Source organism: Demequina pelophila (assembly GCF_000971175.1).
GTDB lineage: Bacteria > Actinomycetota > Actinomycetes > Actinomycetales > Demequinaceae > Demequina > Demequina pelophila.
Genome location: NZ_BBLY01000006.1, coordinates 80,035 through 103,352, shown reverse-complemented (window position 1 = coordinate 103,352; position 23,318 = coordinate 80,035). Strand labels below are relative to the sequence as shown.

The window sequence follows — 23,318 nt, the reverse complement described above, 5'->3', positions numbered from 1 at the left end:
CAGGTCGCCGGGCTCCCGCTAGGCCACGTCGCCGTCCACGTACAGCCACATGCCGTCCTCGAAGACGAACCGGCTGGTTTCCCGCATGGTGCCGATCGCGACGGTGCCCGTGGCGTAGTGGGCGACAAAGGTGACCGTGCCGTTCGGATCGCCCTTGCGGCCGCGCTCGGTGGAGAGCACCTCGAGGCCGCGCCACTCGGTCATGAGGTCGACGCGCGCCGGGCGCGTGGACCGGTGCCAGGTCGCGAGCAGGTAGCCCTCGTCGCGGCGCACGTTGGCGGTGTAGCGCGAGCGCATGAGCTGCTCGGCGGTCTCCGCGCGGGCCTCGCCGCGCAGGATGGGGCGGCAGCACTCGCCGAAGGGCCGCTCGGATCCGCACGGGCACAGCATCATCGGGCCTCCAGGGCGGTGGTCAGGGCCGCCGCGAAGGCGTCGACGTCCTCTGCGGTGGTGTCCCACGCGCACATCCACCGCACCTCGACGTCGCCGGGGCGGGAACCCGGCTGCCAGTCGTAGAAGCGATACCGGGCGCGCACCGCATCGGCCGCGGCCCGGGGGAGCGTGGCGAACAGGGCGTTCGCCTGGGTCTCCTGTGTGAAGGCGAGGCGTCCCGCGTCCGCGAGCGGGGCGAGCGCGGCGCGCAGGCGCGCCGCCATCGCGTTCGCGTGGCCGGCGTTGCGCCGCCACAGGGGCGTCCCCTGCGCGTCCGTCGAGGTGAGCAGCGCGTCCAGCTGCACCGAGACGTAGCGCATCTTGGACCCCAGCTGCATGGTCTGCTTGCGCAGGTACGGCAGGTCGTGGGCGAGCGAGTCGCGCAGCTCCGGGTTGAGGATCACCACGGCCTCGCCGAGCATCGCGCCGTTCTTGGTGCCGCCGAGCGAGAGCACGTCGGCGCCCGCGCACGCCTCGGCGAGGCCCACTCCCAGGGCGGCCGCCGCGTTCGCGATCCGGGCCCCGTCCACGTGGACGCGCATGCCCAGGGCGTGCGCCGCATCGGCCATCGCCCTCATCTCGGCCAGGCCGTAGACGGTGCCCATCTCCGTCGCCTGGGTGAGCGACAGGACCAGGGGCTGGGCACGATGCGGGTCCCCCAGGTCGCCCGCGTAGCGGTCGAGCTGGTCGGGGGTGAGGCGGCCGTCCGGCGACGGCAGGGTGAGGAGCTTGAGGCCGCCGACGCGCTCGGGGGCACCGTTCTCGTCGTTGTGGATGTGCGCGTGCTCGGAGGCGACCACGCCGCCCCAGCGGGGGCTGAGCGCCATGAGGGAGACGATGTTGGCGCCCGTGCCGTTGAAGACCGGGTAGCCGAGCGCGTGATCGCCGAACGTCGCGGCGATGGCCTCGTCGAAGCGGGCCGTGAAGGCGTCCGCGCCGTAGGCGGAGTCGTGCGCGACGTTCGCGGCGGCCATGGCCTCCATCACCTCGGGGTGGACCGAGGCGTAGTTGTCGGAGGCGAAGTGGATCGTGGGGGCAACCGTCACGGGAGCGCCTTCACCAGGCGCTCGCCCTGCTGCGCGAATCCCATGCGCTCCAGGTAGTCGCGGTCGGTGCCCTCGTGGACCTCCACCTCGAGGCGGCGGAAGCCGGCCTTCGTGAGGATGCCGGACTCGCGGTGCACGAACTCGCCCGGGGTGAAGTCCCGGAAGCGCGGCTTGACCCAGTCGAGCTCGAGGCGGCCCACGCCGTCGCCCTGGTCGCGGACCGCGACCACGCCCACGGCCTCGTCCCCGCGGACCACCAGGTAGGTGCGGCGGCGGCCGGACCCGGCCATCGCATCGGCCGCGAAGCGCGGCTCGCACTTCGCGATGTCCTTGGCGTGGACGGTGAGCAGGTGCTGAAGGTACGGGTCGGCGGGATCGAGCTCGAGCACGCCGAAGACCGCGGCGTCATGGCGCTCGCGGCTCAGGCGGATGAGCCAGTAGATGTTGATGAAGACGATCGCGAGGTTCATCGCGAAGTACGGCCAGATGCCGAAGATCGCGTTGTACGCGGTGGCGATGAGCGAGCCGGCCAGGTTCATCCAGCGGAAGCGCCACACCCGGGCCTGGGTGAGCGACGCGACGACGAGGATGGAACCGATCCAGCCGATGACCTCGAGCAAGGTGTCCATGCGCCCAGGTTATGTCGGCAAGGTCCCTGGCATCGCGGGGGCGGCGTCCTGCCCCTGAGGTTCGCGCGGCCCGGCAGTAGGCTCGGGGGATGGCCGAGCAGGTGCGCGTCGACGTGTGGGTGTGGGCCGTGCGCATGTTCAAGACCCGCTCGCAGGCCACCGCGGCGGTCAAGGCGGGGCACATCCGCGTCGACGGCGAGCGGGCCAAGCCCGCGACCCAGGTGCGCGTGGGCTCGCGCGTCGAGGTGCGCGGCGGCGAGCGCCTGCGCGTGCTCGAGGCGCGCCAGCTGCTGCTCAAGCGCGTGGGCGCGCCCCTCGCGCAGGCGGCCTACACGGACCACAGCCCGCCACCGCCCCCCAAGGAGATGGCGTCGCCGTTCGGCATCCGCGACCGCGGCGCGGGACGGCCGACCAAGCGCGACCGTCGTCAGCTCGATCGCCTGCGCGGGCGTGTGTCGCGATGATCGATCCGGTGGAGGTACGGCATGAGCAAGGACGCTGAGGTCACGGCCGGGGCGGTCCTGGGCGACTATCTGCGCGAGCAGGCCGCCCGGCTGCGCGAGCTGGACCCCGAGGTCCGGGCCGACGCCCCGGACGCCGTGCACCAGGCGCGTGTCACCACGCGGAGGTTGCGGGCCGCGCTCGCGGCCTATCGGCCGCTGCTCGAGCGCGAGCGGACCGAGCCGCTCCGCGAGGAGCTGCGGTGGCTCGGCCGTGCCCTGGGCGGCGCGCGCGACGCCGAGGTGTGCCGCGACCGCTTCGCCTCGGTGCTGGACGCCCTGCCGGACGAGCTGATCCTCGACGGGGTGCGCGAGGACCTGGTGGGCGGCGCCGAGGCGGCCATGCAGGAGGAGCGCGTGCGCGTCGCCGCGGCGCTCGACGGCGAGCGGTACCGTGACCTGCTCGAGTCGCTGGACCGCCTCGCCGAGGACCCGCCCCTCGGGGAGCGCGCGAGTCGCCCGGCCGCGCGCGAGCTCCGGCGACTCGCGGCCAAGGAGTGGGAGCGGGCCTCTCGCCTCCACGCTCAGGCGCTGCACGCGCCCGCCGTCGCGCGCGACGAGGCGATGCACGAGGCACGCAAGGCCGCCCGGCGGGCCCGCTACGGGGCCGAGGTCGCCGCGGTCGTGCTGGGCGGGCCGGCGGCGAGGCTCGCCAAGCGTCTCAAGGCCGTGCAGGGGGAGTTGGGCGACCGCCACGACGCGATGGAGTTGGCCGGCCTGCTGCGCAGGGACGCGGTGGGCGCGCACGCGGAGGGCCGCAGCACCCTGACCTACGGCGTGATGATCCAGATCGAACTGGACCGGGCCGCCCGGGCGGACGCCTCCCACGGTCATACGTGGTCCAGGGCGGTCAAGGCAGGGCGGAGGCTCGCGCGTTTGCCATGATGGGCCTGTGACCGACGCAGCCTTCCGCATCATGACCGTGTGCACGGGCAACATCTGCCGCTCTCCCATGGCCGAGGTGGTGCTGCGCGACCGCCTCGAGGCGGCGGGGCTGGGAGACGTCGTCGCCGTCGACTCCACCGGCGTCAGCGACGAGGAGCAGGGCAACCCCATGGACCGGCGCGCCCGCGGCGTGCTGACGGAGCACGGCTACGCCGCCCCGCATCACAGCGCGCGGCGCGTCACCAAGTCCCAACTGCAGGAGCGCGACCTGGTGCTCGCGATGACGTCCGCGCACGCCGCGCGGCTGCGCCGGCTGCGTCCGACCGCGCCCATCCGGATGTACCGGTCCTTCGATCCGACCGCGCCGGAGGTCGGGGTTCGCGACGAGCACCTGCTCGACATCGACGACCCCTGGTACGGCGGCTACGAGGACTTTCAGACGGTGCTGCGTCAGCTCGAGGCCGGTGCGGACGGCGTGATCGCGCACGTGAGGGCGGCGCTCGCACGGGTCTGAGTCGCGGTCTGCTCGGCGCTCACGCCCCTCGCCAGGCCGCGGGGCTACTCCCCGTGCCGCAGCATCGTCCCCGGCCGCAGCATCATCGCCGGTCCGTGCATCGTCCCCGGACAGGCCGAAGGGCCCGGCAGCCGCCGGGCCCTTCGGGAGTGACTCAGGTGCGAGCCGCGATCAGGCGTTCTGCTGGACGGGGTGCGCGCCCCAGATGCGGTCGAGGTAGTCGCGCATCGAGCGGTCCGAGCTGAAGAAGCCGGTGCGCGCGACGTTGAGGATCGCGGAGCGGCTCCACGCCTCGTGGTCGGCGTACGCGGCCTCGACGCGGGACTGGGCTTCCATGTAGCTGCGGAAGTCCGCGAGCGTCATGAACCGGTCCTCGTAGAGCAGGTTGGAGACCACCGGCTCGAAGACCGAGCGGTCGCCGCCGGAGAACGCGCCCGAGGCGATGAGGTCGAGCGCGGCCTTGAGGTCGCGGTCGCCCTCGTAGAACTCGGTGGGCGTGTAGCCCGTCTTGTCGAGCTCCGCGACCTCCGGCTCGGTCATGCCGAACAGGAAGAAGTTCTCGTCGCCCACCAGCTCGCGGATCTCGACGTTCGCGCCGTCGTCCGTGCCGATGGTGAGGGCGCCGTTGAGAGCGAACTTCATGTTGCCCGTGCCGGAGGCCTCCTTGCCGGCGAGCGAGATCTGCTCGGACAGGTCGGCGGCCGGGATGAGGCGCTCCGCGAGGGTGACGTTGTAGTTCTGCGGGAACGCGACCTTGAGGCGGCCCTGGAGCGCCGGGTCGTTGTTGACGACCGCGCCCACCGAGTTGATGAGGTGGATGATGCGCTTGGCCATCGCGTAGCCCGGCGCCGCCTTCGCGCCGAACACGAAGGTGCGCGGCGTGACCTGCTCGATGGGCAGGCGGCCGGTCTTGACCTGGTCGTACAGCGACACGATGTGCAGGAGCTTGAGGCTCTGGCGCTTGTACTCGTGGAGGCGCTTCACCATCGCGTCGACGAGCGCGTCGCCGGCGATCTCGATGCCGTCCCGCTCGCGCAGGACGTTCGCGAAGACCTGCTTGTTCGCGGCCTTGACCTCGCGGAAGGCGCGGCGGAAGTCCGCGTCCTCGGCGTAGGGCTCGAGCTCGCGCAGCCGCTCGAGGTCCGTCAGCCAGCCGTCGCCGATCGCGGCCGTGATGAGGCCCGACAGGCTCGGGTTCGCGATGCGCACGAAGCGGCGGGGCGTCACGCCGTTGGTGACGTTGGTGAACTTCTCCGGCCACAGCTCAGCGAACTCGTGGAGCACCTTGTCGCGGAGGAGCTGCGAGTGCAGGGCCGCGACGCCGTTGACCTTCGCGCCGGCGACGGTCGCGAGGTGCGCCATGCGCACCGCGCGGGACGGGTGCTCCTGGATGATCGACATGCGGCGCACCCGCATCTCGTCGCCCGGGTAGGTCGCACGGACCTCGTCGAGGAACTCGTCGTTGATCCGGTAGATGATCTCGAGGTGGCGCGGAAGCAGGCTGCCGAGCAGGTCGACCGACCACACCTCGAGCGCCTCCGGCAGCAGCGTGTGGCAGGTGTACGCGAACACCTGCTGGGTGACCGCCCAGGCGTCCTCCCAGGTCCAGCCCTTGTCGTCGATGAGCACGCGCATGAGCTCGGGCACGGCGATCACCGGGTGGGTGTCGTTGAGCTGCCAGATGATCCGCTCGGGCAGCTTGGTGAGGTCGAAGTCCTCGGGCAGCACGTTGTGGAGGAAGTCGTGGATCGAGGCCGCGACGAAGAAGTACTGCTGCTGGAGGCGCAGCTCCTTGCCCTGGGGGGTCGAGTCCTCGGGGTAGAGCACCTTGGTGATGTTCTCCGCGAAGGTCTGCGAGCGGACCGCCTGGGAGTAGTCGCCCGAGTTGAAGATCTGCAGGTCGAAGGCCTGCGTGGCCTCCGCGCTCCACAGGCGCAGGGTGTTGACGCGGCCGTTGCGGAAGCCGGGCACCATGTAGTTGTAGGGAACGGCGTTGACCGACCACGCCGGGACCCAGCGGCGGCGCTCGACGCCGGCCTCGTCGACGTAGGACTCGACCGAGCCGCCGAAGTGCACCTCGACCGCGTTCTCGGGGTGCGGCAGCTCCCACGGCGAGCCGAGCTGGAGCCACGTGTCGGGCTTCTCGACCTGCTCGCCGTCGACGAATGTCTGGCGGAAGATGCCGTACTCGTAGCGGATGCCGTAGCCCAGCGACGGAACGTTGAGCGTCGCAAGCGAGTCGATGAAGCAGGCGGCCAGGCGGCCCAGGCCGCCGTTGCCCAGGCCCGGCTCGATCTCCGTGGCGCGGACCTCGTCCAGGTCGATGCCCAGGTTGCCCAGCGACTCGCGGGCGAGGTCCTCGAGGTCGGCGGACAGCAGCGCGTTGTCGAGCTGGCGTCCCAGCAGGAACTCGGCGGACAGGTAGGCGACGGACTTGGCCTGGTCGCGGTACTGGTTGCGCAGGGTCTCGAGCCAGCGGCCCATGAGGTAGTGGCGCACCGTGCGCGCGAGCGCCAGGTAGCGGTCGTTGGCGGAGGCGCGGTCGAGGTCGACCCCCTGCCCGAAGTTGATCTCGCGCAGGAACGCGCGGGTGAAGCTCTCGACGGTGTGGTCGGGGGTGGCCGTAGGCGGCGGGTAGTCGTTCACGGGACCATGTGACCACCTCTGCGGTGCATCGGTCCAGTCCAACGGTCCCGCTTCACCGCCCGTTCACTCGCGCGGGGAACCGTGTTCCGCGCCGGGCGCGTGTCAGACTGTGGCGCATGCGTGGAATCATCCTGGCCGGCGGTTCGGGTACTCGTCTTCATCCGATCACTCTTGGGGTGTCGAAGCAGATGGTGCCGGTGTATGACAAGCCGATGGTGTATTACCCGTTGTCGACGTTGATGTTGGCGGGGATTCGGGAGATTTTGGTGATCTCGACGCCGCATGATCTGCCGCGGTTCGAGGATCTGTTGGGGGATGGGTCGCGGTTCGGGATCTCGCTGTCCTACGCGGTCCAGGAGGAGCCGAACGGGTTGGCGCAGGCGTTCGTGATCGGTGCGGATTTCATCGGGGATGAGTCGGTGGCGCTGGTGTTGGGGGACAACATCTTCTACGGGCCGGGCCTGGGTCACCAGTTGCGTCGTTTCCAGTCGGTCGATGGTGGTGCGGTGTTCGCCTATCGGGTGGCGGACCCGACTGCGTATGGGGTGGTGGAGTTCGACGCGGACGGGCGGGCGTTGTCGCTGGAGGAGAAGCCGGTGGCTCCGAAGTCGAGTTATGCGGTGCCGGGCCTGTATTTCTATGACAAGTCGGTGGTGGAGGTTGCCCGCGGGCTGGAGCCGAGTGCGCGGGGCGAGTATGAGATCACTGACGTGAACAAGCACTATCTGGTACAGGGCAAGCTCCAGGTGGAGGTGTTGCCGCGGGGGACGGCGTGGCTGGATACGGGCACGTTCGATTCGTTGCTGGAGGCCGGTCAGTTCGTGCAGGCGGTCGAGGCCCGTCAGGGTTTGAAGATCGGTGCGCCGGAGGAGATCGCGTGGCGGGAGGGTTGGCTGTCCGATGCCGAGCTTCAGTCGCGGGCGCAGGGTCTGGTGAAGTCGGGCTACGGCGGTTATCTGTTGGGGCTGCTCGAGGAAGGGCGTGGGCTGTGAGGATCCTGGTCACCGGCGGGGCCGGTTTCATCGGTGCGAACTTCGTGCGCCTGACCCGTGAGGTCCGTCCCGAGGTGCAGGTGACGGTGCTGGACCTGCTGACGTATGCGGGCAACGTGGACTCGATCCCGGAAGGGGTGGAGCTGGTCACGGGGGATGTCGCGGATGCGGGTGTGGTCGACGCGTTGGTGAGGGATGCCGATGTGGTGGTGCACTTCGCGGCGGAGTCGCACAACGACAACTCGTTGGATGATCCGTGGCCGTTCGTGCACACCAACATCGTGGGCACCTTCCAGCTGCTCGAGGCGTGCCGTCGTCATGGGACGCGTCTGCATCACGTGTCCACGGACGAGGTCTATGGGGATCTGGAGCTCGATGATCCGGCGAAGTTCACCCCGGACACTCCCTACAACCCCTCCAGCCCGTATTCGTCGACGAAGGCGGGCTCGGATCTGCTGGTGCGCGCCTGGGTGCGTTCCTTCGGCCTGGAGGCGACCATCTCGAACTGCTCGAACAACTACGGGCCGTTCCAGCATGTGGAGAAGTTCATTCCGCGTCAGATCACGAACCTGATCGACGGGGTGCGTCCCAAGCTCTACGGGGCGGGGTTGAACGTGCGGGACTGGATCCACGTCGATGACCACAACCGTGCGGTGTGGACCATCCTCGAGCATGGCCGCGTCGGGGAGACCTATCTGATCGGTGCGGACGGGGAGGTCGACAACAAGACCGTGGTGCAGACCCTGCTCGAGCTCATGGGCCACGCGGCCGACGACTTCGAGCATGTGGCGGACCGTCCCGGTCACGACATGCGCTACGCGATCGACGCGACGAAGCTGCGCGAGGAGCTGGGCTGGCAGCCGCAGTACGGGGACTTCCGGGCCGGGCTGGCCGCGACGATCGACTGGTACCGCGCGAACGAGGACTGGTGGCGGCCCCTCAAGGACGCCACCGAGGCCAAATACGCCCGCCTGGGACGGTAGAAGTCCGTCCGAAAGACCCGGTCTACTGGGCGCGGGGCTGGTCGGCGAGGACCTCGCCGGCGGCGGTCTGCCAGCGTGCCCGCCAGTCCCCGATCGGGGTGACGCCCGCGGCGGTGGCGGCGTCGTGGCCGAGCACGGACCAGGCCGGTCGCGGCGCGGGACGGCGGAAGGCCGCAGAATCGGTGGCCGTGACGATGTCGCCCAGTCCGGCCGCGGCGACGATTTCTTGGGCGAAGTCGTACCAGGAGGCCCGACCCGACGAGGTGCCGTGATAGGTCCCGGCCGGTGCGTGGGCCGCGATGAGGCGCACGATGAAGTCCGCCAGGTCCCGGGTCCAGGTGGGCTGGCCGATCTGGTCGTCGACCACGCTCAGCGCGCCGCGTTCACGGCCGGCGCGGGCGATGGTCGTGGGGAAGCAGGCCCCGCGTGCGCCGTACAGCCAGGCGGTGCGCACCACCAGCGCGTCCGCGCCCGAGGCGCGCACGGCCGCCTCCCCGGCGGCCTTGGTACGCCCGTACGCGGAGCGCGGTGCGACCGCATCGTCCTCCCCATACGGGTCGGTCGCGTCCCCGGCGAAGACATAGTCCGTGGAGATGTGCACCAGGCGGGCGCCACGCTCGGCCGCGACCGTGGCCACATTGCCCGCGCCGACCGCGTTGACCGCCCACGCGGCCTCCTCGTCCGTCTCGGCGGCATCGACCGCCGTATAGGCGGCGCAGTTGACGATCACGTCGCACGCAGGAATGGCGGCCCGGAGCGACTCCAGGGAGGTGATGTCCGCGTGGTCACGGTCGATGCCCACCACCGTCGCGCCGGCCGCGGCCACCGCGTCGGCCAGGTCCTGACCCAGCATCCCGTGCGCCCCGGTGATCACCCACGTCTGTCCGTCGAACGTCATGCGGTCAACTCTAGGCCGACGGTTAGGCTGACCCGGTCGAAGGGAGGGCCCGGTGGACATCCGCGAGCTCACGATTGCAGGCGCGTTCGAGGTCACCACCCGTCACTTCGGTGACGACCGCGGGAAATTCCTCGAATGGTTCAAGGTCGACCGCTTCCGCGAGCTCACCGGCCACGACCTGACCCTCGCGCAGGCCAACTGCTCGGTCTCCGCCGCGGGGGTGCTGCGCGGCATCCACTACGCCGACGTCCCGCCCGGCCAGGCCAAGTACGTCACCTGCGCCGCCGGCGCGGTCTGGGACGTGATCGTGGACCTGCGCGTGGGCTCGCCCACCTACGGCCAATGGGACGCCGTCCTCCTCGACGACGTCGACCGCAAGGCCGTCTACCTGCCCGAGGGCCTGGGCCACGGCTTCCTGTCCCTGGCCGACGGCTCCACCGTCCTGTACCTGTGCTCCACCCCGTACAACCCCACCGGCGAGCACGAGGTCCACCCCCTCGACCCCGCCCTGGGCATCGACTGGCCCACCCACTCCCGCGACGGCCGGCCCCTGACCTACCAGCTCTCCGCCAAGGACCAGGCCGCCCCCACCCTCGCCCAAGCACACGCGGCCGGACAACTCCCCGACCACACCACCGTCACCGAGTACATCGCGGGGCTGTGAGCCCCGCGGCCCGCCCGTAGCGAGGCTCAGCCGCCCAGCACGTCCGCGAACAGCCGCCGGTACCGCTCACCCACGGCCTCGACCGTGTACTCCTGCGCCCGGGCGCGGGCCCCCGCGCCCAGCACGGTGCGCAGCTCCGGGTCGTCCACCAGGACCTCGAGCGTGCGCGCGAGCGCGCCCGCGTCCCCCGGCGGCACCAGCACACCGGAGCGGCCCGCCTCGAGGGCCTCGTTGATGCCGGGCAGGTCGGAGCCGACGACGGGCAGGCCCGCGCCCATCGCCTCGAGCATCGCAACCGGCAGCCCGTCCTGGTCACCCGAGGCGGCCCGGCGAGAGGGGACGACGGCGACGGCGGCCCGCCGGTACTGCGCATCGAGGTCCTCGCGCGAAAGCGTGCCGGCGAAGGTCACCGGCAGGCGGGCGGCCGCCTGTTCGAGACGCGCGCGCTCGGGACCGTCGCCCACGATGGTCAGGTGGGTACGGGCACGGAGCCTGCCGATCGCGTCGAGCAGGACGTCGAAGCCCTTCTTCTCGACCAGCCGTCCGACCGCGAGCAGCTCGACCGGGTGCTTCCTGGTCGCGGGCGCCTGCTCCGGCTCGTCGCCGGCCAGGGTCCTCAGCCGCGCGCCCATGGGCATCACGTGCGTGGTCGCCGGGTCCGCGCCGAGGGCGATCGCGCGGTCGCGCATGTCCGCGCTCATGACCGTGACGGCACGCGCGTGGGTGAGCGCGCGACGCTTGGCCGCGACGGCCAGCGAGCCCTCCAGCGCGTAGAGGTCGCCGCCCAGGGTCGTCACCACCGTGGGGACGTGGCCCGCGAACTGCGCCGCCACCGCGGCCTGCGGGATGATCCAGTGGGCGTGGATCGCGTCGGGCCGGAAGTCGCGCAGCTCGCGCCGCAGCGCGGCGGCAAGGCCGCCGAGCAGGAACGGCACCTGGACCAGGCGGGACCGGCGGGCGCGGACGTTCTCGAGGATCGCCCCGTCGGCCAGGTCCTCCCAGCGGCGGGGGAAGTACCGGTACCGCCGCACCTCCACCGCGTCGGCGAGCGTCTCCGACTCCGCGGCCCCGGGGACCGCGGGCGCCAGCACCCGGACCTCGTGGTCGCGGGCGAGCTCCCGGGACAGGTCCGACACGAATCCCGGCGTGCCGTCGCCCTCGCGGGCCGGCAGCGTCGACGTCAGGACGAGCAGACGGCGTGACGCCATAGGATGAGGTCCGATCACGAGGGACGGTGGCAGGTGGGCACAGTGTATGACGTGGCCGTCGTGGGATCCGGGGGCTTCCTGGGCGACGCGGCGGTTCGCGAGCTCACCCGCCGCGGCCACCGCGTGAGCCTCCATCCGCGGCACGACCCCCTCGTGGTCGACGGGCGCTGGTCCGAGCGCGCGCGTGGCGTCCACACGGTCGTGTGGGCCGCCGGCTCCGTGACGCCCGCGGTCGCCGCGGAGCGACCCGAGCTCGCGCGCGAGGAGCTCGCGGTCCTTGAGGAGGCCGTCGAGGCCTCCGCGGCGCTCGACGTGCCGCCCCGCATCGTCCTCATGTCCTCGGGCGGCGCCGTCTACGGCCACCCGGGCCTGCCGCCCTACCGCGAGGACCACGAGCCCCACCCCGCCAACGCCTACGGCGAGTTCAAGCTCGCCCAGGAGCGCCTCGTCCGGCGTGCCGGCGCACCCGCCACGGCGTTGCGCATCGCGAACGCCTACGGCCCCGGCCAGCAGGGCGGCGGCAAGCAGGGCGTCCTCGCCATCTGGATGGACGCGGTCCTCGCGGGCGAGCCCATCCGCGTCTACGGCGATCCCGACGCCGAGCGCGACTACGTCTACGTGGACGACGTCGCGGACCTCGTCGCGACCGTGGTCGAGCGCCCCGACGCGCCCGCCGTCGTGAACGCGGGATCCGGCCGGCCCACCCACCTGGCCGACCTCGCGGACCTGGTCCGCTACACCGTCGCGCCGCTCGAGCCGGCCATCGAGCGCCACGCCGCCCGTGGCCACGACGCGCCGTCGACGTGGCTCGACGTGTCGCTCGCGCGCCACGCGCTCGGCTGGACCCCGCGGATGTCGCTCGCGGATGGCTTGCGGCGCATGTGGGAGGCACGTCGATGAGGAACGCGCTGCGGTGGGGCTTCCTCGCGGTCGCGGCCGGACTGCTCGTCTGGGCCGTCGTCGAGACCTGGGACGATGTGTCGGCGGGCCTGGCCTCGTTGACCTTGGGGTCCGTGCTGGGTGCCTTCGCTGCGGGGCTGACGGGCCTGTTCTGCTCGGCGCTCGCCTGGCGGGCGGTGATGCGGGCGATCGGGCTCGACACGCACATCCTCGAGGCGTTGCGCGTGTTCTTCCTGTCGCAGATGGGCAAGTATGTCCCGGGCGCGGTGTGGCCGGTGCTGGCCCAGGCGGAGTTCGCACGCGATCACGGGGTGAGCCGTGCCCGCGCCTTCACCGGATCCATCGTGGCCATGATCGTGGGCGCCGCGACAGCCGGCGTGGTGGGCGCGCTCGCGCTGCTCGTGTCCGTGCCGGGTTCGCTCGCGGACTACTGGTGGGCGCTGATCCTCGTGGCGGGCATGGCCGCCACGCTCGTGCCGCCCGTGCTCGAGCGGCTCGTGACGCTTGCGTTTCGCCTGACCAAGCGCACCGAGACCCCGGCGCACGTGGGCGCCGGCCCGCTGGCGGTGGCGGTGCTGTGGAACGCGGCGCAGTGGCTGTTCCAGGGCCTGCAGGCGTGGCTGCTGCTACGCGAGCTCGCGCACGGGGCGAGCCTCGCGCTCGCCATCGGCGCCTTCGCCTTCTCCTGGCTGGTCGGCTTCGTCGTCGTCTTCGCGCCCGCGGGCGCGGGAGCCCGCGAGGGCGCGCTCGTGCTCACGCTGCGCACCGTCGCGACCACCGGAGAGGCGCTCTCCATCGCGATCGTCAGCCGCTTCCTCCTCACCCTCGCGGACCTCGCGGGTCTGGGCGTGGGCCTCCTGATCGGCGCCCGCGGGCGCCGGGCGTCGGAATCCGGTTCGACAGGGCAGTAGCCGGGTCTCCCGGCCCCGCCCGTCGGTCAAACCCCGTCGATGCGCAACAATGGCCCGGTGACCTCGTTTGCAGCCCGACACATCGGCCCCGACGACGCCGCCGTGCAGACCATGCTCGACGCGATCGACCAGCCCTCGCTGGACGCGCTCGTCGAGGCGGCGGTGCCCGCCTCGATCCGTCAGGACGAGGTGCTGGTGCTGCCCGAGCCGCTCGCCGAGCACGAGGTGCTCGCACGGCTGCGCGCGCTCGCGGACCGCAACGTGCGCACCGTGTCCATGATCGGTCAGGGCTACTCGGACACGATCACACCCGCCGTGATCCAGCGGCACGTGCTCGAAAACCCCGCCTGGTACACCGCGTACACGCCCTACCAGGCGGAGATCTCGCAGGGCCGGCTCGAGGCCATGCTCAACTTCCAGACGATGATCGCGGACCTCACCGCGCTCGACGTGGCCGGCGCGTCCCTGCTCGACGAGGCGACGGCCGTGGCCGAGGCCGTGCTGCTCATGCGCCGCGCCGTGACCGGCCGGGACGGCGGGCGCATCGTCCTCGACGCCGAGTGCCTGCCCCAGACCGTCGAGGTGGTCCGCGCCCAGGCGGACGCGATCGGCCTCCCGCTCGAGGTGCAGGAGCTCGGCGAGGGCTGGGAGGCCCCCGCGGACCTCGTGGGCCTCGTGATCCAGCAGCCCGGCGCCTCCGGCGTGGTCCGTGACATCGCCCCCGTGATCCAGGCGGCCCACGCCGCCGGCGGCCTCGTCACGGTCGCCGCGGACATCCTGTCGCTGTGCATCATCAAGGCGCCCGGCGAGCTGGGCGCGGACATCGCGGTCGGCTCGACCCAGCGCTTCGGCGTGCCCCTGTTCTTCGGCGGCCCGCACGCCGCGTACATCGCGGTCCGCCAGGGCCTCGAGCGCCAGCTGCCGGGCCGGCTGGTGGGCGTCTCGGTCGACGCGGACGGCGCGCCCGCGCTGCGCCTGGCCCTCCAGACGCGCGAGCAGCACATCCGCCGCGACCGCGCGACCAGCAACATCTGCACCGCGCAGGCGCTGCTCGCCGTCGTCGCCTCCTTCTACGCGATCCACCACGGCCCCGAGGGCCTGCGCGAGATCGCGCTGCGGGTGCACCGCATGGCCTCCACGGTGGCCGATGCGCTGCGCGCCCGGGGCGTCGCGGTGCGCCACGAGCACTTCTTCGACACGGTCGTGCTCGACGTGCCCCGCGCCGCCGAGTCGATCGTCGCGCGCGCCGCCGAGCGGGGGATCACCCTGCGCAAGGTGGACGACGACGCCGTCGCGATCGCGTGCGACGAGCGCACCACCCCCGAGGTGCTCACCGACATCGTGGCCGCGGTGCTCGACCGCGAGCCGCAGTGGGCCGTCTACACGGGCCCGACCGTGACCATCCCGGTGGGCCTGCGCCGCTCCTCCGAGTACCTCACCCACCCCGTCTTCACCGCGCACCGCTCCGAGACGTCGCTGGTGCGCTACATGCGCCGGCTCGCGGACCGCGACCTCGCGCTCGACCGCACCATGATCCCGCTGGGCTCGTGCACCATGAAGCTCAACGCGGCCGTGGAGATGGCGGCGATCTCGTGGCCGGGCTTCGCGGACATCCACCCGTACGCGCCCGCCGCGCACACCGCCGGCCACCGGGCGATCGTCGCGGACCTCGAGAACTGGCTCGCGGCCATCACCGGCTACGCGGCCGTGTCCGTGCAGCCCAACGCGGGCTCGCGCGGCGAGTACGCCGGACTGCTCGCGATCCGCGACTACCACCGGGCCCAGGGCCAGGGCGAGCGGGACGTGTGCCTGATCCCCGCATCGGCCCACGGCACCAACGCCGCCTCCGCGGTGCTGGCCGGCATGCGCGTGGCGGTCGTCGCGACCGCCGCGGACGGCGAGATCGACCGCGACGACCTGGCCGCGAAGCTCGCGGCCCACGAGGGCCGCATCGCCGCGATCATGCTCACCTACCCGTCGACCCACGGCGTGTTCGAGGAGCACGTGCGCGAGGTGTGCGCGGCGGTGCACGATGCGGGCGGCCAGGTGTACATCGACGGCGCCAACCTCAACGCGCTGGTGGGGATCGCGAAGCCCGGCCGCTTCGGCGGGGACGTCTCGCACCTCAACCTCCACAAGACCTTCTGCATCCCGCACGGCGGCGGCGGCCCGGGCGTGGGCCCGGTCGCGGTGGCCGAGCACCTGGTGCCGTTCCTGCCGCGCTCGACGTCCCAGGTGCAGACCCCGGCGGAGCTGCGCCGCCGCGGCTCCGCCGTGTCCGCCGCGCCGTACGGCTCCGCCGGCATCCTGCCCATCTCGTGGGCGTACGTCGCGCTCATGGGCCACGAGGGCCTGCGCCGCGCGACCGAGGTCGCGATCCTGGCCGCCAACTACGTGGCCGCGCGCCTCGACCCGCACTTCCCGGTGCTCTACAAGGGCCCCGGCGGCCTGGTGGCGCACGAGTGCATCCTGGACATCCGCCCGCTCACCAAGGCCACCGGCATCACGGCGGAGGACGTGGCCAAGCGCCTCATCGACTTCGGCATCCACGCGCCCACCATGTCCTTCCCCGTCGCGGGCACGCTCATGGTCGAGCCCACGGAGTCCGAGGACCTGGCGGAGATCGACCGGTTCGTCGACGCGATGATCGCGATCCGTGGGGAGATCGCCGCGGTCGAGCGCGGCGAGATCGCCGCGGCGGACTCGCCGCTGCGTCACGCCCCGCACACGGCCGCGGCCGTGGTCGCGGACGGCTGGGACCGCGGCTACCCGCGCGAGCAGGCGGCGTTCCCCGTGCCGGCGCTGCGGGTCGACAAGTACTGGCCGCCCGTCGCGCGCGTGGACAACGCTCACGGCGACCGCAACCTGGTGTGCGCATGCCCGCCCGTCACGGAGCTCGCCGACTGACCGTGGCCGGGGGAGCCCATGGCGCGTAGTCAGGCCCTCCAGCCGCCCGTGCTGCCCGGCTACTCGTATGTGCGCGCGCTCGGCCAGGGCGGGTTCGCGGACGTGTTCCTCTATCAGCAGGACATGCCGCGGCGTCAGGTCGCGGTGAAGGTGCTGCACGCGCAGGTGGACGCGGCGGCCGCGCGCGCCCTGGCCGCGGAGGCGGACGCGCTCGCGGCGCTGTCCGCGCACCCGTCGATCCTCACGCTCCACGAGGCCTCCGTGTCCGCGGACGGGCGGCCGTACATGGTGGTCGAGCACTGCCCGGGCTCGCTGCGCGGCTACCGTGCCGAGCCCATGGAGGTCGAGCGCGCGCTCGCGATCGGCGTGCGCATCGCGAGCGCGGTCGAGGCCGCGCACCGGGCCGGGCTGCTCCACCGCGACATCAAGCCGTCCAACATCCTCATCACCGCGTTCGGCCAGCCGGTGCTCGCCGACTTCGGCGTCGCGACCGTGCGCGCCGCCGGCGACGCGGACGAGATCGCGATGAGCCCGCCGTGGAGCGCACCCGAGGTGGTGGACCACCGGTCCACCGGCACGGTCGCGTCCGAGGTGTGGTCGCTCGCCGCCACCGTCTATTCGCTGCTGGCGCAGCGCAGCCCGTTCGAGGTCCCCGAGCGGCGGCTGCCCGAGCCGCAGCTCAAGGCCCGCATCCGGCAGGCCCGCTACACGCCCACGGGCCGCGACGACGTGCCGCAGTCCCTCGAGGACGCGCTCGCCGGCGGACTGCGCAGGATTCCCGGCGACCGGTACCCGACGGCGCTCGCGTTCGCGCAGGCGCTGCAGGACGTCCAACGCCGGCTCGACCTCCCCGTGACCCCGCTCGACGTGCCCGACGAGAGCTGGGCGCGCACGGTCGCGGCGCCCGACCCGGACACGCCCCGCGGCCCCGTCCGCTCGACCGTCCCGGTCGCGTCGAGGCGGGCGCGCGGCACCTCGAGCGAGCCCGCCGGGGAGGCGCCGCGCCGCCGACGCGGGATCGGGGTGCTCGTGGGGCTGGTCGCCGGCGTCGCGGCCGCGGCCGCCGGGGTCGCCGCAGCGGTGCTGCTGGGGGGCTGAGCCGTGGCGGATGTGGGCCGCGTGACCGCCGGTCGCCGGCGGATGGCGCGCAGGATCGTGGGGGCCGCGCTGGTGCTCGCCGCCGCGGTGGGCATCGTCGTCGCGCCCGGCGTCGACGAGCGTGAGGTGACGGCCGTCGACCCGTCCGTGTGGGCGGTGCAGACCGGCGCCGCGCAGCGCTTCGCGCGCGTCAACACCGCGGTGGCGGAGGTCGACACGGTCAAGGCGGCCGCCTCCATCTCGGACCTGGCCCAGCACGCGGGCCGGCTGCTGGTGTTCACCGCGGGCGCCTCGATCGTGACGCCCGTCGAGGCCGGCCGGCCCGTCGAGGTGACGGCCGCGTCCGACGGCTCCGTGCCCACTCCGGCGGGCACCGTCGAGGTGGCCGCGAGCGGAGACGTGGTCGCCTACCGCACCCAGCAGGGCCAGGTGCTCGTGGGCCGGCTGTCCGACGGCACCGCGCTCGAGCCGGTCCGGCTCGATCCGGGCGTCGAGGGCTTCCGCGCGGCGGCCGTGGCGGTCGACTCGTCCGGGCTGGTCACCGCCTACTGCCCCGAGACGCGCCAAGTGCTGCGCGCCCGCGCCGACGGCCGCGTCGCCGGCCTCGACCCCGTGCCCAGCGCCCCCGCCCAGGCGACCATGACCCTCGCGGGCGGCGCGTGGGTGCTGCTCGCGGCGGATTCGGGCCTGCTGTGGCGCGAGGGCGCGGAGGCGCACCTCGAGATCGAGGTCGACGAGTCCGCCGTCCTGCAGCGCTCGGGCCCGGGCGACGCGGTCTACGTGGCCGACGCCCAGGGCCTGCTCGAGGTGCCCGCGGAGGGCGACCCCGTGCGCGCGTTCGCGGCCGGCGTCCCGGGCGCCGTGCCCGCGCGCCCCGTCGACGTGGACGGCACGGTCCACGCCGCGTGGCTCGCGCCCGGCGAGGCGCGCGGGGCGCTGTGGAGCTCGGACGGCACGGCCGTCGACCTCGACTACGGCGGGGAGGCGCTGCCCGAGCGCATCGTGCCCGTCCTGCGCACCAACGGCTCGCGGGCGATCCTCAACGAATCGCGCTCGGGCTGGGTGTGGGACGTGCCCACGGGCCTGCTCCTCGCCTCGTCCCAGGGCTGGGAGCAGGAGTCCGAGCCGACGGACGCGGACTCCACGGGGGAGGTCGCGCAGGAGCCCACCACGCCCGAGCCGCCGGTCGCGGAGGACGACGCGCTGGGCGTGCGCGAGGGCCGCCAGGTGCGCCTCCCGGTGCTGCTCAACGACCACGACCCCAACGGCGACGTGCTCACGATCGTCGCGGACGAGGTCGAGGGCCCGGACGCCGACTTCGCGACCGTCCGGGTGGGCGACGACGGCCAGTCGCTCGTCGCCGACGTCGCGGCCGGGGCGACCGGCTCCGCCACGCTGAGCTACGTCGTCACGGACGGCACCGCGGACGACGGGCTGCGCTCGGATCCCGCCTCCGTGACCCTGACCGTGTCCCCCGACGGGGACAGCGCGGCGCCGGTGTGGTCCGGCGACGGGGGCGTGACCGCATGGCCGAGTCCCGAGGTGGTGCCCGGGTCGACCGTGACGGTCGACGTGCTGCGCGGCTGGGTGGACCCCGACGGCGACCCCCTGTACGTGGCGGGCGCCACGACTGAGGCGGAGCACGGCGCGGTCACCGTCACCCCCCAGGGCCGCCTCACCTTCCACCACACGGACGCGAGCGCGACGCAGGGCGCGACAGCCGCGGTCGAGGTGACCGTGGCGGACTCGACCGGCGAGCAGACCACTCGGGAGCTCACCGTGACGGTGCGTCCGGATCCGCGGCTCGTCGTCGAGCCCACGGTGGCGACCGTGGTGGCCGGCACCCGCCTCACCGTGCCGCTTGCGGAGCGCGTCACGGGCGCGAGGGGCCCCGTCACGGTGACCGACGTGGCCGTCGACCTGGACGGCGCGACGGTCGAGGCGCTGCCCGGGCAGGCGACCTTCGGCTTCGAGGCGGCGGCACCGGCCACCTATCTGGTCGACGTCGCGGTGACCGACGGCGTGTCCGAGGCGCGCGGCCGCGTCCGGGTCACCGTGATCGACCCCGCCCAGGAGCAGCTGGCGGCCGTGCCGCTCACGGCCTTCGTGCGGCCCAGCGAGGACTCGACGGTGGACGTGCTCGCCTCCGTCGCCAACCCCGGCGGTCGCGTGCTGCTGCTGTCCGAGCTGTCCCGAGAGCCCGCCGACGGCGCGACGCTGAGCGCGGCGATCGTGGGCCACGGCGCGCTGCGCGTGTCCGGCTCCACCGCCGACGGCCGACCGGGCGTGATCGGGGTGGTCCGCTACGCCGTCTCGGACGGCTCCGGCGACGAGGACCTCACGGTCGCGGGCGAGCTCACCGTGATGATGCTGGGGGCGGCCGAGGGCACGCCGCCGCTCGCCCTCGACGACGCGGTGACGGTGCGCGCGGGCGGCCAGGTGGACATCCCCGTGCTCGACAACGACTCGGCCGCCGCCGGCGCGGTGGTCGCGCTCGACGCCGGCTCCGTGGACCTGCCCGCGGACCAGGGCCTCGCGTTCCCCGCCGGGCCCCTGGTGCGCTACCTCGCCCCCGACGAGCCGGGCACCTACGTCATCGACTACGCGGCCTACGTGCTCGGCTTCCCGTCGCAGCGCGACACCGCCCGCGTGGTCGTCACCGTGACCGGCGGCGCGGAGAACACCGCGCCCGTCCCGCCGGACGTCCGTGGGCGCGTCGCCTCCGGCCAGGAGGTGCGCATCCCCGTGGACTTCAGCGGGCTCGACGCGGACGGCGACGCCGTGCTGCTCGACCGCATCGCCGCCCAGCCCGCCCAGGGCTCGGCGCGCGTGAGCGCGGACGGCACCGCGCTCGTGTACTCGTCGTACCCGGGCGCGCGCGGCCAGGACGCGTTCGACTTCGAGGTGGTCGACGAGCGCGGGCTCCGCGCGACGGGCTCCGCGCGCATCGGCATCATCGAGACGACCGCGGACCCCGCCCCCGTCACGTCGACGGATGTGGTGCAGGCGCAGGCGGTCGAGGGCCGGCGCATCGTGGTCTCGCCGCTGGCCAACGACCTCGACCTCGCGGGCGGCACGCTGACGCTCACCGGGGTCCGGCCGGACGCCCGCGTGGGCACCGAGGAGCACGCCCGCCTCGCCGCGATGCTCCCGGACGCCGATGCGCTGGCCGCCCAGGCGGCCGACGGCACCGTCGCGATCACGGTGACCGAGGACCCGGGCACCTTCGCGTTCCTGTACACCGTGGAGACGTCGGGGGGCTCGGTGGGCCACGGGCGCATCGTCGTCAAGACGGTGCGCGAGCCGGTGGTCGACGTGCCCGTGATCGCGGACACGATCCTCGCGTTCGACACGCGCGAGGCCTTCGTCACCGGCGTCGACGTGCTCTCCGGCAAGGTGGCCTGGGCGAGCGGCGACCCGGCCGGCCTCGACCTCGAACCCTGGGGCGACCAGGCCGACGTCACGGCGACCGGACGCACGCTCGCCGGCCCGCTGCCGGCGACCCGGCGCATCGTCCCCTTCCAGGCGACCGGAACCGACTTCGCGGGCGACCCGGTGACCGCGTACGGGTTCCTGCGGATCCCCGGGGAGGACGATGCGCGGCTCGCCTTGAAGGATCCGGTGCCGGCGATCGAGGTGGCCGAGCGCGACCGGGTCGACATCGACGTCGCCGCGATGCTCGCCCTGCCGGCCGGCACCCGCATCGAGGTCGACGCGGACGCCGTCGAGGCCGGCGGCGTGCGGGCCCAGGGCCGCTGCCGCGCGCTCGCGGGCACCCGGGTGCGCTACGAGGCCGGGGAGGGCGCCCCGTACGCGGACACCTGCCGCGTCGCCGTGCGGCTCGCCGGCCAGGAGGCGTGGACCGTGGTGCCCCTTCCGATCACGATCATCCCCGACGACCCCCAGCCGCTGCTGTCGCCCGTGTCCATCGAGGTGTCGCCCGGGTCCAGCGAGACCGTCGACCTGCTCGCGATGGTCCGGTGGCCGGCCGGTGCGACGCCGCGCGGCGTGTCCTTCGCGGCCGCGTACTCCGGCTCGCGCTTCGCCGTCGAGCAGGACGATCAGGTGCTGCGCGTGCGCGCGCTGGGCGACGCGAGCACCCGCGAGGGGCAGACCGAGACCGTGCGGGTCACGGTCGAGGTGACGCAGGGCTCGGCGTTCACCGGCACCGTGCCGCTCACCCTGGTGGTGGGCCCGCTGCCTGCCGAGCTGCCGCAGGGGGCGACGGTGGCGAAGGTGTGCTCGCAGGCGGACGCGAACGGCTGCGACATCCGCGTCATCGGCGGGACGGGCGAGGTCAACCCGGTGCCCGAGCTGGGCGCGCTCGAGCTCGGCGAGGTCACCGGCGGGGCGGACTGCCCCGACGTGACGTTCACGGCCGACGGCGACGTCGTGCGCGCCTCCTGGCCGTCCACCGCGCCGGGCGCGCTGTGCAGCGCGAGGTTCACGGTGACCGATGCGCTGGGCCGCGACAGCGGCGCCGCCCGCGCCGGCGCCCTCGCGCTCGACCTGCGCGGCTACCCGCGCGCGCCGGCGCAGGTCACCCAGGTGGGCTACGGCGACGGCACCGTGACGCTCGCGGTGGACCCGGGGGCCGCGAGCGGCGCGTACCCGGCGCTCGAGGGCTTCGACGTCGAGGCCGACGGGGTCCCGGTCGCGACCTGCACCGCCGCGGGCCGCTGCACCACGATCGCGGGGCTGGCCAACGGGGAGCGGACCCGCTTCGTCGTGTACGCGCGCAACGCCGTGGGGCGCTCCCCGGGGGCGGCGGCCGTGACGGCGTGGGCGTACGCGCCGCCCGCCGCGCCGGTCTTCGTGAGCACGGCCCCGACCGTCACCGCGGGCGGCGAGGGGCGCGCCGCGGACATCGTGCTCGACATCGCGGACCGCACCACGCGGGCCATCCGCTTCACCGTCGGCGGCACCGTCCAGGAGCGCGCCGTGACGCGCACGGGCCGCGTCACGTTCGCGGGGGTCACCGTGGGCTCCAACACCCCGGTGCAGGTCACCGCGACCCCCGTCACGGCGCTCGAGCTGCCCGCCCTCCCCGGCGCCGACGCCGCGGGCGCGGGCGTCTCCTTCGACGCCCACGGCATCGGCCGCCCCACCATCGACTCCGTGGTCACCGACTACGTCGCCGGAGCGGACTCGACCACGGTGACCGTGACCGTGACCGCGGGCGGCGCGGGCGCCTCCACCGTCGTCGGGCTCGCGGCGCCGGGCGAGGAGTGCGTGCCGTCGGCCGACGCGGTCGACGGCCGGGCCGCCCTCAGCGTCGACGTGGCGCAGCTGGCCGTCAACGCCGTGGACGCGTGCGCCGTGAGCCGGGTGGGCTCCCGCGACTTCGGCACCGCGCAGGCCACCGGGCCGCGCTGGTTCGCGTACAGCGACCCGGGCGCGCCGGTCCTGCGCTCCGGCTACGCGCTCGGGGCCTCCTGCGCAGGCGACGGGGCGGCGTGCACCATCCCGCTGCTGCAGGCGCCCCGCTTCGCGCCGCCGGACCGCGGCGACGCGTCGCGCTTCGCGCTCCAGTACGAGGGCGTGGCGACCGGCGCCGACTTCGAGGCGGCCCTGGGCGTGGGCGCGCCGCAGGAGGTGCTGGCCCGCTGGTGCGTCGAGGCGGGCGAACTGGGACGCGTGTGCTCCGAGCAGGCCACCACGGTGACCGCCGCGAGCGGTCCCGCCTACCGGGCGACCGTCGCGTTCCCGCAGTGCACGGTGGGGGTCGCCCCCGCCCCGACGCTGGGTGGCGACGCCGCGGACTTCGCGGTGACCGTCACGCGGTTCGCCGAGGACGGCACGGTGGTCGACAGCGACGCGGACATGCGCTTCGCCCGCGTCACGGTCGCGTTCCAGGGCGCTCTCGCCGGCGTCGCGCCGTGGCAGTCCGACACGGTCGAGTGCGGCGGATGGCCGGCCGAGCCGGACGAGACGCCCGCTCCCGACGACTCGCCCACCCCCGACGCGAGCCCGAGCCCCGACCCGAGCCCCAGCCCGGACGCGGGCACGACGACCGCCGCCACCACGACCACCGCCACCACGACCGTCGGCTCCGATCCGGCCGCCCCCGCGGCAGCCGGCTGAGCCCTCACCCGACCAAGGAGA

General features: G+C 73.6%; 17 protein-coding genes. 11 read left to right on the top strand and 6 right to left on the bottom strand.

Annotated elements, in window-relative coordinates; genetic code table 11:
* Positions 1-18: 18 nt before the first annotated feature.
* Genes AOM03_RS10250 through AOM03_RS10240 form a run of 3 tightly spaced genes read right to left on the bottom strand, consistent with a single transcriptional unit; the run spans position 19 to position 2,107 of the window.
* Positions 19-393, bottom strand: a complete 375-nt coding sequence (locus AOM03_RS10250) for a YchJ family protein (RefSeq protein ID WP_062381041.1) — start codon at positions 391-393, stop codon at positions 19-21.
* Positions 390-1,478 (bottom strand): threonine aldolase family protein, encoded by a 1,089-nt coding sequence (locus AOM03_RS10245; RefSeq protein ID WP_062381039.1) that lies wholly within the window; start codon positions 1,476-1,478, stop codon positions 390-392. Before AOM03_RS10245 ends, AOM03_RS10250 begins: the two co-directional genes overlap by 4 nt.
* The gene (locus AOM03_RS10240; RefSeq protein WP_062381037.1) at positions 1,475-2,107 is read right to left on the bottom strand and encodes a hypothetical protein; all 633 of its coding nucleotides are present in this window, start codon (positions 2,105-2,107) and stop codon (positions 1,475-1,477) included. The genes AOM03_RS10245 and AOM03_RS10240 overlap by 4 nt, the downstream gene beginning before the upstream one ends.
* Before the next feature lie 89 nt (positions 2,108-2,196).
* On the opposite strand from AOM03_RS10240, the gene AOM03_RS10235 reads away from it, so the two are divergent.
* From AOM03_RS10235 to AOM03_RS10225, 3 genes are read left to right on the top strand one after another with little or no spacing between them, the layout of a single operon-like run.
* Positions 2,197-2,571, top strand: a complete 375-nt coding sequence (locus AOM03_RS10235) for an RNA-binding S4 domain-containing protein (protein ID WP_062381035.1) — start codon at positions 2,197-2,199, stop codon at positions 2,569-2,571.
* Between the two features lie 21 nt (positions 2,572-2,592).
* Positions 2,593-3,492 carry a CHAD domain-containing protein gene (locus tag AOM03_RS10230; protein ID WP_062381032.1) on the top strand — a complete coding sequence of 300 codons (900 nt, stop codon included), beginning with the start codon at positions 2,593-2,595 and terminating at the stop codon, positions 3,490-3,492.
* 31 nt (positions 3,493-3,523) lie between these two features.
* Entirely contained in the window at positions 3,524-4,006 is a 483-nt protein-coding gene (locus AOM03_RS10225) for a low molecular weight protein-tyrosine-phosphatase (protein ID WP_062381159.1), read from the top strand.
* Positions 4,007-4,177: 171 nt separating this feature from the next.
* Here AOM03_RS10225 and AOM03_RS10220 read toward each other — a convergent pair whose 3' ends face one another.
* Complete coding sequence (locus AOM03_RS10220; RefSeq protein ID WP_062381030.1) at positions 4,178-6,652, bottom strand: glycogen/starch/alpha-glucan phosphorylase; 2,475 nt, start codon at positions 6,650-6,652, stop codon at positions 4,178-4,180.
* A gap of 116 nt (positions 6,653-6,768) precedes the next feature.
* On the opposite strand from AOM03_RS10220, the gene rfbA reads away from it, so the two are divergent.
* Both rfbA and rfbB read left to right on the top strand, forming a co-directional pair.
* A complete protein-coding gene (gene rfbA, locus AOM03_RS10215; RefSeq protein WP_062381028.1) occupies positions 6,769-7,644 on the top strand; it encodes a glucose-1-phosphate thymidylyltransferase RfbA in 876 nt (291 codons plus the stop codon).
* Positions 7,641-8,627: a dTDP-glucose 4,6-dehydratase gene (gene rfbB / locus AOM03_RS10210; RefSeq protein ID WP_062381025.1), complete on the top strand. Its 987-nt coding sequence runs from the start codon at positions 7,641-7,643 to the stop codon at positions 8,625-8,627. Before rfbA ends, rfbB begins: the two co-directional genes overlap by 4 nt.
* A gap of 22 nt (positions 8,628-8,649) precedes the next feature.
* On the opposite strand, the gene rfbD is transcribed toward rfbB, so the two are convergent.
* Positions 8,650-9,525, bottom strand: a complete 876-nt coding sequence (gene rfbD, locus AOM03_RS10205; RefSeq protein WP_062381022.1) for a dTDP-4-dehydrorhamnose reductase — start codon at positions 9,523-9,525, stop codon at positions 8,650-8,652.
* 52 nt (positions 9,526-9,577) lie between these two features.
* Between rfbD and AOM03_RS10200 the strand changes: the two genes are divergently transcribed.
* Complete coding sequence (locus AOM03_RS10200) at positions 9,578-10,189, top strand: dTDP-4-dehydrorhamnose 3,5-epimerase family protein (protein WP_062381019.1); 612 nt, start codon at positions 9,578-9,580, stop codon at positions 10,187-10,189.
* 26 nt (positions 10,190-10,215) lie between these two features.
* On the opposite strand, the gene AOM03_RS12500 is transcribed toward AOM03_RS10200, so the two are convergent.
* On the bottom strand, positions 10,216-11,397 hold the full coding sequence (locus tag AOM03_RS12500) for a glycosyltransferase (protein WP_062381016.1): 1,182 nt from the start codon (positions 11,395-11,397) through the stop codon (positions 10,216-10,218).
* A gap of 51 nt (positions 11,398-11,448) precedes the next feature.
* Between AOM03_RS12500 and AOM03_RS12740 the strand changes: the two genes are divergently transcribed.
* Genes AOM03_RS12740 through AOM03_RS10170 form a run of 5 tightly spaced genes read left to right on the top strand, consistent with a single transcriptional unit; the run spans position 11,449 to position 23,297 of the window.
* Positions 11,449-12,297, top strand: coding sequence for an NAD-dependent epimerase/dehydratase family protein (locus tag AOM03_RS12740; protein WP_162197280.1), 849 nt, complete (start codon positions 11,449-11,451; stop codon positions 12,295-12,297).
* Positions 12,294-13,208, top strand: a complete 915-nt coding sequence (locus AOM03_RS10185; RefSeq protein ID WP_062381012.1) for a lysylphosphatidylglycerol synthase domain-containing protein — start codon at positions 12,294-12,296, stop codon at positions 13,206-13,208. The genes AOM03_RS12740 and AOM03_RS10185 overlap by 4 nt, the downstream gene beginning before the upstream one ends.
* Before the next feature lie 39 nt (positions 13,209-13,247).
* On the top strand, positions 13,248-16,115 hold the full coding sequence (gcvP, locus tag AOM03_RS10180) for an aminomethyl-transferring glycine dehydrogenase (RefSeq protein ID WP_062381009.1): 2,868 nt from the start codon (positions 13,248-13,250) through the stop codon (positions 16,113-16,115).
* A gap of 18 nt (positions 16,116-16,133) precedes the next feature.
* Positions 16,134-17,213, top strand: a complete 1,080-nt coding sequence (locus AOM03_RS10175; protein WP_062381006.1) for a serine/threonine-protein kinase — start codon at positions 16,134-16,136, stop codon at positions 17,211-17,213.
* Positions 17,214-17,234: 21 nt separating this feature from the next.
* The gene (locus AOM03_RS10170) at positions 17,235-23,297 is read left to right on the top strand and encodes an Ig-like domain-containing protein (protein ID WP_156157706.1); all 6,063 of its coding nucleotides are present in this window, start codon (positions 17,235-17,237) and stop codon (positions 23,295-23,297) included.
* Positions 23,298-23,318 lie beyond the last annotated feature (21 nt).

What these genes read in the sequence shown, in the direction of transcription:
- AOM03_RS10250 (WP_062381041.1), bottom strand. Translation starts at nt 393, where the DNA reads ATGATGCTGTGCCCGTGCGGATCCGAGCGGCCCTTCGGCGAGTGCTGC.
- AOM03_RS10240 (WP_062381037.1), bottom strand. Translation starts at nt 2,107, where the DNA reads ATGGACACCTTGCTCGAGGTCATCGGCTGGATCGGTTCCATCCTCGTC.
- AOM03_RS10235 (WP_062381035.1), top strand. Translation starts at nt 2,197, where the DNA reads ATGGCCGAGCAGGTGCGCGTCGACGTGTGGGTGTGGGCCGTGCGCATG.
- AOM03_RS10230 (WP_062381032.1), top strand. Translation starts at nt 2,593, where the DNA reads ATGAGCAAGGACGCTGAGGTCACGGCCGGGGCGGTCCTGGGCGACTAT.
- AOM03_RS10225 (WP_062381159.1), top strand. Translation starts at nt 3,524, where the DNA reads ATGACCGTGTGCACGGGCAACATCTGCCGCTCTCCCATGGCCGAGGTG.
- rfbA (WP_062381028.1), top strand. Translation starts at nt 6,769, where the DNA reads ATGCGTGGAATCATCCTGGCCGGCGGTTCGGGTACTCGTCTTCATCCG.
- rfbD (WP_062381022.1), bottom strand. Translation starts at nt 9,525, where the DNA reads ATGACGTTCGACGGACAGACGTGGGTGATCACCGGGGCGCACGGGATG.
- AOM03_RS12500 (WP_062381016.1), bottom strand. Translation starts at nt 11,397, where the DNA reads ATGGCGTCACGCCGTCTGCTCGTCCTGACGTCGACGCTGCCGGCCCGC.
- AOM03_RS10185 (WP_062381012.1), top strand. Translation starts at nt 12,294, where the DNA reads ATGAGGAACGCGCTGCGGTGGGGCTTCCTCGCGGTCGCGGCCGGACTG.
- gcvP (WP_062381009.1), top strand. Translation starts at nt 13,248, where the DNA reads ATGCGCAACAATGGCCCGGTGACCTCGTTTGCAGCCCGACACATCGGC.
- AOM03_RS10175 (WP_062381006.1), top strand. Translation starts at nt 16,134, where the DNA reads ATGGCGCGTAGTCAGGCCCTCCAGCCGCCCGTGCTGCCCGGCTACTCG.